Raw genomic sequence first — 14,231 nt, 5'->3', positions numbered from 1 at the left:
AGGAATCATCATGGATAACAAACGTCGTCAATTTTTGAAAACAGGCCTTGCTGCCGGTGGTGTTGGAGCTTTTGCTGCAGGTTATGCGACAACCACAAAACACATGGTTCACGGTGCTATTGATGGCACCGCAGGTAAGAAAACCAATCACATCCATCACGGTAATTCGTTAGAGACAGAATACCGTGTCGATGAACAAGGTAAAATCACACCGAATCCAAACCAACGCGTTGCACCATCAATGTGTTTTGGCTGCTGGACATTGTGTGGCTTGCGTGTACGTATCGATAATCGCAATGACGAGATCTTGCGTATCTCAGGCAATCCGTACCATCCGCTATCAAGCGACCAACAGATCCCATTCAAAACACCGGTAAAAGACGCCTACATTGGCTTGTCTGGTGAGTCAGGCATCAATAACCGCTCGACAGCCTGCGCCCGTGGTAATGGCATGTTAGAGATTCAAAATAGCCCTTACCGAATCACTCAACCGCTCAAACGTGTCGGTAAACGTGGTGAAGGCAAGTGGGAACCGATCAGCTACGAACAACTCATCTCTGAGATCACCGAGGGTGGTGACTTATTCGGTGAAGGTGAAGTTGAGGGCTTGCAATCGATTCGCGACATCGAAACACCACTTGATCCGAACAACCCTGAATACGGTCCTAAAGCCAACCAGTTACTAGTGACTAATGCCGGTAATGAAGGTCGTGATGACATCTTGAAGCGCTTTGCGTTTAACAGCTACGGAACACGCAACTTTGGTCACCACGGCTCTTACTGTGGTTACGCATTCCGCGCAGGTTCTGGCGCGATCATGAATGATTTAGACAAGTTCTCGCACTTAAAACCCGACTTCAACAACGCAGAGTTCATTCTTTTCATCGGTATGTCTCCAGCTCAAGCGGGTAACCCGTTCAAGCGTCAAGCAAGACAACTGGCTGAAGCTCGTACTAATGGAAAACTGAGCTACACCATTGTGACTCCAAGCCTTCCAGCAGGATCATCAAGCCTTGCGGCGGGCGATCGTAACAACTGGCTACCGATCAAACCGGGCACTGATTCAGCATTAGTCCTGGGCATGATCCAATGGATCATCGAAAACCAGCGCTACAATCACGATTTCTTGTCTCGCCCAAGTGCACAAGCGATGCAAAAAGCAGGCACCACGCATTGGTGTAATGCTTCACACCTTGTGATCAGTGACGAAACACACCCACAAAATGGACGTATGCTCCGTGCATCGGATATTGGATTGCTAGAAACAGGCGAACCGATGTCTGACGATGACGGATTTATCACACTGGATGTGACAACGTCACTCATATCATCGCATGTTCAGGTGAATGAAGCGGCTCTGTTCGTTGATCAAGACGTAGAAATCGATGGTCAAACCGTTCGTGTTAAGTCTTCTCTACAAAGATTGAAGGAAGAAGCCTTCAAATATGACCTTGCTTACTACAGTGAGCAGTGTGAAATTCCACAAGATCAAATTATTGCGCTGGCGAAACGCTTTACCAGCTACGGAACAAAAGCAGTCGTCGATACCCACGGTGGCAACATGCACACCAATGGCTTCTACAACTCGTTCTCTATTCTGATGCTGAACGCGCTGATCGGTAACATCAATGCTAAAGGCGGGGCGATGGCGAAAGCGGGTGGCTACCCAACTTCTGTTGCAGGCCCACGTTACGATTTTACTAAGTTCAAAGGTAAGACTAAGCCTCAAGGTGTGTTCTTATCTCGCAGCAAATTCCCGTACCACAAGACCAGCGAATACAAACGTCGTGTTGCGGCCGGTGAATCACCTTACCCAACACGCGCTCCGTGGTACCCAATCTCTGCACCGCTTTTAACCGAGCATTTATCAGCTGCGATTGATGGCTACCCTTACCGCGCAAAAGCGTGGATCAACCACATGGCAAATCCACTTTATGGCGTTCCGGGTTTAGACAACCTATTAGGCGAGAAGCTTAAGGATCCAAAGCAACTGGGTTTGATCGTCTCTATTGATGCCTTCATCAATGAAACCACAGCATTATCGGATTACCTTGTGCCGGACACGGTTACCTACGAGAGTTGGGGCATGGCAACACCTTGGCATGGCGTTGCAACTAAAGCGATCACTGCTCGTTGGCCGATTGTTGAACCTAAAACTTCCCGCACTCAAGACGGACGTGCCATCAACCTAGAGAACTTCTTTATTGATGTGGCAAAAACACTGGGCTTAGGTGGCTTCGGCGACAACGTAATCAAAGACAATCAAGGTAACTGGCACGGTATTCATAGCGCTGAAGATTTCTATCTACGCTCTGCAGCTAACTTGGCATTCGTAAAAGGCGGCGTACCGAATGTAGACGCTGAAGATATCGTTTGGTCTGGTCTAGAGAGCCTAGTCCCTGTGATGAACAAAACGCTTAAACCTGAAGAGATGCTAAAAGTGGCGTATATTTTTGCGCGTGGCGGTCGTTTTGAAGACGCAACCAATGCGTATACCAATGAAACTATGAAGTACAAATGGACCAAGCCACTGGCTATTTGGAATGAAAAGCTTGGTACCTCTCGCAACACCATCAGTGGCGAGCAGTACATGGGTTGCCCGACATGGTATCCACAAAAGCTGGCAGATGGCACGCCATTAGCAGAGCAGTTCCCAGCAAAAGAGTGGCCATTTACTCTGACCAACTTTAAATCCAATATTCACAGTGCGGTATCTAACCTATCACCACGCTTAGAGTCGATCAAAGGCGTGAACCCGGTTTACATTCACCCACAAGACGCCTCTTCTGCAGGCATCAAAACCGGTGACGTATTTGCTATTGAAACACCGAGCTCAACCACACATGCGTTGGCGATGGTGATTGATGGCATCAAACCGGGCACATTAGGCTTTGAACATGGCTTTGGCCATAAAGAGCTCGGTGAACGTGCACACTGGATTGGAGACACACAACAACCAGTAAAAATGAAGTCAAACGATGGCGTTAACATCAATGATATTGGTTTAATTGATCCGACGAGAGAAGGCAAAGGTGTGATGCTGGATTGGGTGGTAGGCGCAGCAGCAAGACAAGCACTTCCGGCTAAGATCTACAAAGTCTAATCAGTGATCCAATACCTATCCCTATTCATTCCTGAATAGGAACGCAGCAGAGCAACTTCGTCATTTGAGGTTGCTCTTCTTTTCTAACCTATTCAACGCCAAACCATCAACCCTTCACATCACTTCCCTACATGTTTCTTACCTAGCCCCATCAAGCGTCTATGCTTATACAATCGGTGCCATAAAGAGCCTTAATAAGCAGTTACACCGAGGCGAACATGGCAGTTCCCTTGCACTTCGTTAACGGCAGTTGGATTCGCCTATCGAAATTCACACCAATACCATTATGGTGATTAAGGTTATTAATGTGAGACTTACCTCAAGTTCCAAGTGAATTAATGTGGAAATCCACAATAGCGCGAACATCCAATTATGTCGAAAATGCGTGCATTACAACCAATAGCGACGCCTCATGATTAAGCTGAACATAAAAACTCTAACGCTTTGCATCGCTGCTCTGGGAAGCCTTTCTTTATCCGGTTTTGCACAAGCAGCGCCTAATCCAATGCCAGAAGCCGCAGAAACCTGTAGCGGTTGCCACCAAGCCGACGGGAAAGGCATGCCTAACATCGCCCCTATGCTTGCAGGGCTCAATGCCGACTACCTCGAACATCAACTGGTCTTATTCTCAAGTGGCGAGCGTCAAAGCGCGATCATGAAAGGGATGGCGGATGGTGTGTCTGATCCTGCGATTCGTCGTGAAGTTGCCGAGTACTTTGCATCACTGCCTTCATACGAATTCAGCGATTTAGAACAGCGCGGCTCACAAGCTGATATTGATAACCCTTATCGTAAACTGGTATTCCAAGGCGATTGGGACCGCAACATTCCAGCTTGTGCAACCTGTCATGGGCCAAGTGGTATGGGCGTAGATAAGTTCCCACGCCTAGCGAGCCAGCACGCCGACTACATTCAAACTCAGCTCAACGCTTGGAAAAACGGCACTCGCAAGGGTGATGATTTGAACATGATGGGCAATATCGCGGACAAGTTGACCGACGATGAGATCAAAAACCTGTCTTACTACTTCGCATCTTTCCGATACTAAAGGGCTCGCATGAAAACATTACTCTTAATTACCGCAACCCTTGCTTCTGGAATCGCTTACGCCGAAGGTGAGTTACCCGATCGCCAAACCGAACTGCCAGCTGTTGAGAAACCACAAGATAACAAGTATCTGGTGCCACGAGACTTGGTCGATATTCCTGCAGGGGAGTTTGGCGACAAAGTTAAACTGGGTTATTCACTGTTTGTCGATTCACAACAGATGCGCGGTACGTTCGTCGGCAATGAACAAAACTGTGTCAACTGCCACATGCAAGCGGGCATGAAGGCGAATGCAGCACCTCTATGGGGAGCGTATATGGCCTACCCTGCTTACCGTAAGAAAAACGACAAGGTAAACAGCTACGCAGAACGTATCCAAGGCTGTTTCACTTATTCAATGAATGGCCTGCCACCAGCAGTAGGCTCAAAAGAGATGGTCGCGCTCACGGCTTATTCATACTGGCTCGCGATGGGCGGCATCTTAGACAAGAACGGCATGCAAGACACGCCGGTTCCTGAGATCAGCGATGCCGATTTACAAGTCGGAGGAAAAGCAGATAGCTTCCCTCTTCCTGAAGAACTGCTAAGCAAATACCCAATCGATGACCGCAGCAAGTTGGCAGGTCGTGGCTACCCTAAGATTGATAACCCTGAACAAGAACCGTCGATAGCGCGTGGTGAAAAGGTTTACCAAACCAGCTGCCAAACCTGTCATGGTCAAAATGGCGAAGGCATTAAAGGGGCGGATGGCCGATCATACCTACCACCTCTTTGGGGCGAGAATTCGTTCAACTGGGGCGCAGGTATGCACCGAGTGAACACCGCCGCGTACTTCATCTACGAAAACATGCCGCTTGGAAAAAGCCAACAGCTGTCAATTCAGGATGCGTGGGATGTGGCAGCGTTTGTAAACAGTCATGAACGCCCACAAGACCCTCGATACAAAGGCGATGTTGCCGGCAATGCTAAGCGTTACCACAGCCACCAAGGTTACTATGGCAAAGAAGTCGACGGTCATGTACTGGGTTCAAAAGCCTACCCAAGTGGTAAAGAAGTGATTAATGATCACTAATTCGTTTTAAAGAGCAGTAACCGGCTTTCGTGAGTAGTCATGCCTTTTAGTGAGACCGGATAGTTGCTTACACCAGCTATAGCTAAGCTTTACATTGTAAATTGGTTACAACTGGACGAATAAAAAGGAGCCAAATTGTTTAACGATCTGGCTCCTTTTTTGTGTTTGAACGATTAGAAAAATAACTAACCTTGCTGCATCTTCTCCCAAATCGTCGGAGAGCCAATATAGTCTTGAACCGTAGTGATGAATTCTTTAACCAGCTTGGTCTGCTTACGGTGCGGATAAACGGCATAAATAGCCGTATCAGCAGTAGAGATTGGATAGTCTGGAAGTAAAGTGACCAAGCCAAGTTCTTTCATTGAGGCATACAAGTTTGATTGGTCGAGGAAGCCGTACCCTAGGCCATCTCTTACACAAGAGACCATGGTGCGAACATCACTCACCTTATAGTTGCCACGAATCGTTAGGCTTTGGAAAGTGTTGCCATGCGGCTCTTCACTGATACGCAGATGATCGACCGTCATATCGCCATTGGTATAAATTACAGCAGGTAACGCGAGCAAATCTTGTGGCGTTTTAGGTTCGCCATGCTGCTTCACAAAGTCGTTCGAGGCAACCAACATAAAGTTACTGTCGGCAATCTTCTTCGCAATCAAATTCGATTCAACAAGCTTGCTGAAGCGAAATGCGATATCAAACTGCCCTGCGATAATGTTGGCGATCTTGTCGTCCAATGACAGCACGATCTGAACATCCGGGTACTTTCTCATGAACTGCGTGATGATAGGTTGCAGATATTGCTGACCAAAATAGATCGGTGAAGTAATTCGCAGCACACCTTTGGGTTCAGACTGATAGGAATCAGCAATACCTTGGATCTGATTGATGGTATCTTTCAGCACATAGGTTTGCGCGAGAATATCTTCCCCTGCTGACGTCAGCGAGAACGAGCGCGTGGAACGGTTGAGCAGCTGAACACCTAGGTCTTGCTCAAGCTTTTTTATTTGTTTTGAGAGTGATGAGTTGTCCATATCATGCAAGGTTGCCGCTTTGGTAAACGACCCTTGTTGAACCACATCTAAGAACAATAACAACTGATTAGTACTGGGCACTGCGCCTCTCCTGAAATAAAACTCGACTAGCGTTCATCTTTGGGGGTATCCATCACAACCATGGTCGTAATGGATTGAACCTGAGCGCATTCCCCAAGCACATCGGCATGAAACTTCTTATAGCCCGGCAGATCTTTGGTTTCTACCCTCAGCAAATATTCGTTAGCACCGGTAATGTTGTGGCACTCCACCACTTCTTTTTCCATGCTGACATGCTGTTCAAATTCTAGCTGAGCCGATTTGCTGTGGCTCGATAAACCAATCGAAACATAAGCAATAAAGCCGACACCCATCAGGCCATTATCCAGAACCGCGCGGTAACCTTGAATGATACCTTTACGTTCGAGATCTTGTACTCGCCTTAGGGTCGCTGAAGCTGACAGGCCAATTCGTTCTGAAAGCTCGATGTTGGAGATTCTGCCGTCCAATTTAAGCTCTTGCAATATCCTTTCGTCAAATCTATCCATAGGTACTTATTATTGTGCATTTAGTGATAATAGAGGAAATAAAAGCACATAATTGCCTCACTTTCCACCTACTATGTTTCTCAACACGTGAAAGTCATGACCGGTCAGTCACTTCGTTCATTTTATTGCTGGAGAACCATTATGCCTTTAGAACAACTTAGCGCACTTGCCTTGTTTGCGTTTGTCTCGACGTTCACGCCGGGTCCAAATAACATCATGCTCATGACATCAGGTGCCAATGTTGGCTTTGCCCGTACTATTCCGCACATGCTTGGGATAGCTCTGGGATTTGCAGCCATGTTGTTGTTGGTTGGCTTCGGCTTAATGGGCATTTTCAACGCTTACCCTGTCTCTCACCAGATATTGAAATACCTAAGCCTGACTTACCTTGTGTACCTAGCAATTAAGATTGCATTGAGCGGCAAAGCAAAAAGCACCGAGGCTTATAAGCCCATGACCTTCATTGGCGCGGCAAGTTTTCAGTGGGTAAACCCGAAAGGTTGGTCAATGGCACTGACTGCGATTTCAGTGTACAGCAGTGGCAGTTCATGGTGGGAGCTTGCAATCATCGCAGGTATCTTCACGCTAGCCAACTTGCCATCCGTGACCTTCTGGACAGCGGCAGGCAAGCAACTGCAACATTGGCTAACAACACCCATCCGCATCAAAAGCTTTAACTACGGTATGGCGGGCTTGCTTCTAGCATCGACGATTCCGATGTTGTAACCAGATAGCTTCTCTATGATGGTTGGTAAGTGATTACTGGCCATCAATTTCATTACAAGTATCCAATAATCTCGCTAAGCCAACGCCCAAATATCGCCTGCCCGCTCGAGGTTAGCGTCCATAAAAATGCTGCTACATTGATTACCACAGTCAGCCAATAAATCGCCCTAAACGGCTGCTTTTGCGTTTTGTGGCGTAGCTTATCTTGAGCGATCAACGCCCCTAACCAGCCACCAGCAACAGAAAAAATATGCAAAGTTTTCTCTGGCACGCGCCAATTGCCATTGATCGCGGCTCGTTTGTCCTTCGCGTATACAAAAAAAGTCACTATCCCGATAACTAAATACCAAACCAACAGCGCTTTAGAACTTTCTGAAAACAACACAGACACGGCCACCAACACCAAATAAGTGATGGCGATTTGAATAGATGAAGACAACATCAACTCCTTTTGGGTAACAGCTCACATACTGTGGCAATTACGCCCTGTAGATTTTGATAAGGATGAGTAAGGCATATTGTAATTCGGTTAGCCTGCAAAGAATAAACAGCCCTTTCATCCCTACATAACATGATGGAAGTTAAAGGAATTATAAATATGTACAACCAAAAGTACGCCATCTACCAAGTTTTTACGCGTTTATTTGGCAATAAAAACACCCAACATGTTCCATGGGGCACAATCGAGCAAAATGGCGTCGGTAAGTTCAGTGATTTTACCGACAAAGCGCTGTCAGAAATCCGCAAACTCGGTATGACTCATATTTGGTATACCGGGGTGCCACATCACGCCGCCATCAATGATTACAAGCACATCGGGATTTCAGACGATCACCCTAACGTAGTTAAGGGACGCGCAGGCTCGCCTTATGCGGTTAAAGATTACTACTCCGTCAATCCTGACCTCGCCAACAATCCTGAATATCGGTTAGAGGAGTTTGAAGCGTTAATTAAAAGAAGTCACGACAACGACTTGAAGGTGATCATCGATATCGTCCCTAATCACGTCGCGCGTCATTATGAGGGCCTAAATAACCCACAAGGCGTCAGTGACTTTGGTGCTCAAGATGACACAACGCTGGAATACCACAGAGACAATAACTTTTACTACATCCCCAACAGCACCTTTGAACTGCCAGATATCGAGCCCGCTTTTACCCCACTTGGTGGTGAGCAGCACCCTAACCTAAGTTCCCGGTTTATCGAGACGCCCGCCAAATGGACGGGTAACGGCTCACGTTTAGCCAAGCCTAGTTTCGATGATTGGTATGAAACGGTGAAAATCAATTATGGCGTGCAACCAGACGGTTCAAAAGACTTCCCTGAACTACCGAGTGACTATGCTCAACGAGATTACCGAGAGCATCATCATTTCTGGGAATCGGTCGCTGTGCCTAGCTCTTGGATTAAATTCCGAGACATCGCCTTGTTTTGGTTAAGCAAAGGTGTTGATGGATTCCGCTACGACATGGCTGAGATGGTTCCAGTCGAATTCTGGAGCTACCTCAATTCATCGATAAAGATGAAAAACCAAGATGCCTTTCTGATGGCAGAGGTTTATCAACCGGACTTGTACCGCGACTACATTCATCTCGGCAAGATGGACTACCTCTATGACAAGGTTGACCTGTACGATGGCCTCAAAGACATCATGCAAGGTAAGGCTTCAACGGCAATCATCCCTGAGATCCAACATCAGATGATGGATATTGAACACCACATGCTGCACTTCTTGGATAATCATGATGAGCAACGCATCGCTTCTCCTGGCTTTGTTGGCAATCCGAATATCGCGAAACCAGCAATGCTCGTCAGCGCGTTATTGAGCAGTTCTCCAACCATGATCTACTTTGGGCAAGAAGTCGGAGAACCCGGAGCAGAGAATGCAGGGTTTGGACAGCCCTCACGCACTTCTATATTCGATTACATCGGAGTCCCACAACATCAAAAATGGATGAATCATAGTGCCTTCGATGGCGAATTATTAGACGAAAACGAAAAGCAACTACGTCACTTCTATCAAAAGGTAATGAACTTTTCGCTTGAGCATTCTTCAATGACAGGTGAATACCGAGACTTACACCAGTGCAATAACTTGAGTGATTCAGTCTACGCATTCCTTCGCTATGATGACCAAGAGCTCACTATTGTTGCCGCAAATTTCAGCCAACACGCCACTGAGAGTATTCACTTGAAGGTCCCAAATGATGTCATCCAAAAGCTTAAAGTAACGGATGGCAATTACTTGCTAGATGAACATATTGAGGGCGTTCACCAACAAGTATTCAACGTTGAAAATAGCATCGGCATTTTTAATATCGAATTAAAACCGCTCGCATCTTTGGTTTGGGTATTATCGTTAGATGAAGACCCTATCGAACAATATTAGTTACCGAACAACTATTACATTACCAATTGATAATTAACTTAATTCCCAAGTTAAATTAACAACCTCTCAATTCGATACCTTCCTCACATTAATAAGGATGAGCTCTCATCCTTATTATCTACTCCTAGCTTCTACGCCTTAGGTTATTAATATCGAACATATGAGCTATTGATCCAATTAATTTCACTTAAACCAAATACAAAGCGTGATACTGACACTAGGTTTCCTATTTTTACGTATTAAAAATAACTTTACATATAGCCATCACAAATAGTTGACCATCGTTCGGACTAGGATATTCATCTTCATAAAAAGTGAAATATGGATATCAAACGTGAACAACATAAATATTAACAAGAACATCACTCTACAACGCACCTTCGACATTACAAAAAAGAGAAGCTTCAGACGGTCAACGTTAGCCAAAGCGATTCTACCTCTCTTCACCGCCACCCTTATCGCAGGCTGTGGCAGCGATAACGACAGAGACACGGATGCTGGCAACAGTGGCTTATACAAAGCAGGCGAAAACGAAGTCGTTGTGTATTACAAACGTGACGTTGCAGCTGCAAGCACTTCGGGTTCTACTTACGACGTCTGGGGACTTCACCTATGGAATGGCGAAGGCTGTACTAGCACGGACTTAGTAGCCATGGGTTTAAGCGAAACGGGTACTAACTGGGAAGCACCTTACGAATTTGATGGTATCAGTGATACCTACGGCGCTTACTATGTGTTGAAAGTCGATCCAGATGCTTCTGACCCACATAAATGCATGAATTTCATCTTACACAATGGCGACGAAAAAGCGTTTGGTAGTGCCAATTCTAAAATCGAGCTAACCAAGCTTGGCGATTCACAGGGCGTATTCGGGTTCCATGGCAGCAGCGAGTTGTATTACGACCCAATTTCAGAGCGTCCCGTCAATATCGATGGCCAAAAAGCGCATTGGTTGGACGCAGAGACCATCGCCTGGGAAGCCGCTGGTAACGCCGATTCTGTGAAACTGTTCTACGCACTCGATAACAGCATCACAATGAACGACGACAAAGAGATCGTGGGTGGCACTGCAATTGAACTAAGCAAAGATGGGGAATTGTCTTCTGAATTGAAAGAGCGTTTCCGCCACCTTGCAAGCTTACCTGCCCTTGCTATCGACGTTGACGACAACACATTACGCACCATCTTAAAATCTCAGATAATTTTTGTTGCCTATAATGCCAATGGCGATGTTATCTCTTCAACTGAGGTTCAAAAGCCAGGTGTGCTTGATGCGGTATTTGCTAGCGAAGATGCTGGTAATGCAATGGGTGAAGAGCTAGGTGCGATTGTTGAAGGCAGTGCGGCTACCTTCAAACTTTGGGCACCAACAGCGCAAGATGTAGAACTCGTCCTATACAGCGAAGATCTGCAAAGTTCACAAGTGTTCCCTATGACGGAGAGCACTGAGACAGGTATTTGGGCGACTGATGCTGTGTCTAATGCAGTCAACAGTTACTACCGTTACCAAGTGAAGGTCTACCATCCAACCACAGGTAACATTGAAACTCGCCTAGTAACCGACCCTTACTCACTCAGTTTGTCGAAAAACTCTGCATACTCTCAAGTTATCGACCTTAATGATGTGGCATTAATGCCTGAAGGCTGGGTTGGATATAAGCGCCCAACGGTAGAGAAAGACGAAGATCACGTACTCTACGAATCACACCTGCGTGACTTTAGCTTCAGCGATAAGCTCGGCACAAAGAGCCTAAACGGCAAGTACCTCGCTCTCACAGAAGCAGATCGTGAGTCGGTCAAACACCTACAAGCTCTGCAACAAGCAGGTTTAACCACGCTGCATATCTTACCGGCATTTGATATCGCTACCGTCGATGAAGATGAAGCGAGCCGTGTCGATATTACTGACACCGTTGGTAAACTATGTGATGTAAAACCTGCTGCCGCCTTGTGTGGAAACGAAGACGAAAATAAGGTCATCGAAGATGTACTCGATGGTTATGATCCTTCAACAGGCGATGCGCAAGCGCTAATGAACGACCTGCGTATGCTCGACAGCTTCAACTGGGGCTACGACCCATTCCATTACACGGTTCCTGAAGGAAGTTACGCGACAGATCCAAACGGTTCTCAGCGTATTCTCGAATTCCGTCAAATGGTGAAAGCCACGCACGACATGGATCTCAAGCTGATCATGGACGTGGTATACAACCATACCAATGCGTCTGGTGTGAACGATAAATCGGTACTGGATAAGATTGTACCTGGGTACTATCACCGCCTTAACGTCAACACAGGTGGCGTCGAAAACTCGACTTGTTGTGACAACACTGCGACTGAAAACCTAATGATGGGTAAGTTAATGGTCGATTCACTCAAGGTGTGGGCTGACGACTATAAAGTGGATGGTTTCCGTTTTGACTTAATGGGCCACCAGCCAAAAGACGTGATGGTAGAAGCTCTTGCTGAAGTTCGTAAAATCGACGAGAACACACTGTTCTACGGTGAAGGTTGGGATTTCGGCGAAGTAGCGGATAACGCACGCTTCGATCAAGCGAACCAAATCAACATGGCAGGCACTGAGATCGGTACATTCTCAGACCGTCTGCGTGACGCCGTGCGTGGCGGTAGCCCGTTCGATGGTGGCGTCAATTCAGAAGGCAACCACCCACTTCGCTTCAACCAAGGTTTCGGTAATGCCGCGATTGCCAATGAAGAAACCAAAGTTGATCAAGATTCAATCAACGGTCGTTTACACAACCAAGATCTTGTTCGCTTAGGCATGGCAGGTAACCTCGCAGAATATGTGCTGATTGATTATAAAGGCGATACCAAACTGGGTAAAAACGTGGATTACAACGGTGCGCCCGCTGGTTACACCAAAATGCCTTCAGAGAACATCTCTTATGTGTCGAAACATGATAACCAAACGCTTTGGGATAACAACGCATACAAAATCGCCACTGGCACTAGCTCAGCAGAGCGTGCGCGTATGCAGTCTGTATCGCTTTCTACCGTGATGTTAGGCCAAGGCATACCATTCATCCATATGGGTTCTGAACTGCTACGTTCAAAGTCTATGCAGCGTGATTCTTACGATTCTGGCGACTGGTACAACCGCGTAATGTTTGATGGTACTAACAACAACTGGAATGTTGGCTTACCACGTGAAGATAAAGATGGTGCTAACTGGGATCTAATCAAAACTATCATTGCTGACCCAACGGCTAAACCAGACGCAGACGACATTGAGCTGACTAAGCAGCAATTCCTTGAACTACTAAAAATTCGTAGTTCAAGCGAACTGTTCCGTTTAGACACAGCTGACGAAGTCATGAAGCGTGTCGACTTCCGCAATGTCGGTGAAGAACAAGTCGAAGGCCTAATCGTGATGTCTATCGATGATGGCGTGTCTGCGGGCGAAGATCTTGACCCAGCCAATGATGCGATTGTGGCAGTTGTAAACTCAACCAATGAATCTCAATCGTTCAAAATCACAGGTGCGAAAGGCTTTACACTTCACGGCGTTCAACAAAACTCCGCTGATAACACAGTGAAAGGCGCAAGCTTTGCCGCTGAAACCTTCACGGTACCTGCATTAACCACCGCTGTATTTGTACAAGTACAAGGTGACGCACAAGGTGTCGGCCTGCCAGTTGATAACTCTGATAAAGATGTGTCTAGCATTCCTCCATACGGTCAAACAACGGTTTACGTTCGTGGTGACATGAATGGATGGGGTGCAGCTGATAATTGGGCGATGAGCTTTGTTGCTAATGGGATTTACTCTGTAACAGGTACTTTGGAAGCGGGGGACTATGGCTTCAAGTTTGCCGATGCTGACTGGAAAACACCTAACTTCGGTTGTGATTCAGTTGAACTTGCTGATGGTTCAATCGACCTTGGTACTGATGGTAACTGCCAATTAAGCGTAGTAGAAGCTGGCGACTACACATTCACTCTAAATGCGATTCATGAGTTGGATGACAGCGTTGAGAAAGCGGTCGTTTCAGTAACCAAGAACTAAGTCTTAAAGCATAGAATTCTAATAACAAATAATAAAACCAGCGAAAGCTAGCCTTTTGGGAGACGTCAGTCTCCCTTTTTTTGTGCTAAATAAACTCCAATCCAAATGAACCACACGATTCTTACTATCCTTACATCGATCGATGCTCTTTGATGAAACGATGCACAAACTGTCTTGGGTCTTGGGTCTTGGGTCTTGGGTCTTGGCAGGCCCAATAGCGACTATGCCTAAAACCACAAGCATGATTGGAGATCCTAATGACTTATCGGTACTAAGATAAGTAAA

The 14,231-nt window shown here is 46.4% G+C and carries 9 protein-coding genes; 6 read left to right on the top strand and 3 right to left on the bottom strand.

Annotation, left to right across the window (positions count from 1 at the left end):
- Positions 1-10: 10 nt before the first annotated feature.
- The 3 genes from L8S15_RS03310 (at position 11) to L8S15_RS03300 (ending at position 5,222) form a co-directional block, all read left to right on the top strand.
- Entirely contained in the window at positions 11-3,103 is a 3,093-nt protein-coding gene (locus L8S15_RS03310) for a tetrathionate reductase subunit A (protein WP_016767383.1), read from the top strand.
- Positions 3,104-3,515: 412 nt separating this feature from the next.
- The gene (locus L8S15_RS03305) at positions 3,516-4,151 is read left to right on the top strand and encodes a c-type cytochrome (protein ID WP_280571996.1); all 636 of its coding nucleotides are present in this window, start codon (positions 3,516-3,518) and stop codon (positions 4,149-4,151) included.
- A gap of 9 nt (positions 4,152-4,160) precedes the next feature.
- Entirely contained in the window at positions 4,161-5,222 is a 1,062-nt protein-coding gene (locus L8S15_RS03300; RefSeq protein ID WP_016767382.1) for a c-type cytochrome, read from the top strand.
- A gap of 185 nt (positions 5,223-5,407) precedes the next feature.
- Here the strand turns inward: L8S15_RS03300 and L8S15_RS03295 are convergent, their stop codons facing one another.
- The gene (locus L8S15_RS03295; RefSeq protein ID WP_016767381.1) at positions 5,408-6,337 is read right to left on the bottom strand and encodes a LysR family transcriptional regulator; all 930 of its coding nucleotides are present in this window, start codon (positions 6,335-6,337) and stop codon (positions 5,408-5,410) included.
- 26 nt (positions 6,338-6,363) lie between these two features.
- The gene (locus L8S15_RS03290) at positions 6,364-6,804 is read right to left on the bottom strand and encodes an Lrp/AsnC family transcriptional regulator (protein ID WP_010431662.1); all 441 of its coding nucleotides are present in this window, start codon (positions 6,802-6,804) and stop codon (positions 6,364-6,366) included.
- Between the two features lie 141 nt (positions 6,805-6,945).
- On the opposite strand from L8S15_RS03290, the gene L8S15_RS03285 reads away from it, so the two are divergent.
- A complete protein-coding gene (locus L8S15_RS03285) occupies positions 6,946-7,530 on the top strand; it encodes a LysE family translocator (RefSeq protein WP_280571995.1) in 585 nt (194 codons plus the stop codon).
- Positions 7,531-7,582: 52 nt separating this feature from the next.
- Here the strand turns inward: L8S15_RS03285 and L8S15_RS03280 are convergent, their stop codons facing one another.
- Positions 7,583-7,972, bottom strand: a complete 390-nt coding sequence (locus L8S15_RS03280) for a DUF1294 domain-containing protein (protein WP_280571994.1) — start codon at positions 7,970-7,972, stop codon at positions 7,583-7,585.
- Positions 7,973-8,128: 156 nt separating this feature from the next.
- Between L8S15_RS03280 and L8S15_RS03275 the strand changes: the two genes are divergently transcribed.
- Together L8S15_RS03275 and pulA are read left to right on the top strand one after the other, a co-directional pair.
- Positions 8,129-9,919, top strand: a complete 1,791-nt coding sequence (locus L8S15_RS03275) for an alpha-amylase family glycosyl hydrolase (protein WP_280571993.1) — start codon at positions 8,129-8,131, stop codon at positions 9,917-9,919.
- A 385-nt stretch (positions 9,920-10,304) separates the two neighbouring features.
- Complete coding sequence (gene pulA / locus L8S15_RS03270) at positions 10,305-13,946, top strand: pullulanase-type alpha-1,6-glucosidase (protein ID WP_280572029.1); 3,642 nt, start codon at positions 10,305-10,307, stop codon at positions 13,944-13,946.
- The last annotated feature ends 285 nt before the right edge of the window (positions 13,947-14,231 follow it).

It is taken from the genome of Vibrio sp. S/42/10, assembly GCF_029890535.1.
GTDB lineage: Bacteria > Pseudomonadota > Gammaproteobacteria > Enterobacterales > Vibrionaceae > Vibrio > Vibrio cyclitrophicus.
The sequence above is the reverse complement of the archived record's forward strand: the minus strand, read 5'-3'. Positions and strand labels throughout refer to the sequence as shown.

What these genes read in the sequence shown, in the direction of transcription:
- L8S15_RS03310 (WP_016767383.1), top strand. Translation starts at nt 11, where the DNA reads ATGGATAACAAACGTCGTCAATTTTTGAAAACAGGCCTTGCTGCCGGT.
- L8S15_RS03305 (WP_280571996.1), top strand. Translation starts at nt 3,516, where the DNA reads ATGATTAAGCTGAACATAAAAACTCTAACGCTTTGCATCGCTGCTCTG.
- L8S15_RS03300 (WP_016767382.1), top strand. Translation starts at nt 4,161, where the DNA reads ATGAAAACATTACTCTTAATTACCGCAACCCTTGCTTCTGGAATCGCT.
- L8S15_RS03290 (WP_010431662.1), bottom strand. Translation starts at nt 6,804, where the DNA reads ATGGATAGATTTGACGAAAGGATATTGCAAGAGCTTAAATTGGACGGC.
- L8S15_RS03285 (WP_280571995.1), top strand. Translation starts at nt 6,946, where the DNA reads ATGCCTTTAGAACAACTTAGCGCACTTGCCTTGTTTGCGTTTGTCTCG.
- L8S15_RS03280 (WP_280571994.1), bottom strand. Translation starts at nt 7,972, where the DNA reads ATGTTGTCTTCATCTATTCAAATCGCCATCACTTATTTGGTGTTGGTG.
- L8S15_RS03275 (WP_280571993.1), top strand. Translation starts at nt 8,129, where the DNA reads ATGTACAACCAAAAGTACGCCATCTACCAAGTTTTTACGCGTTTATTT.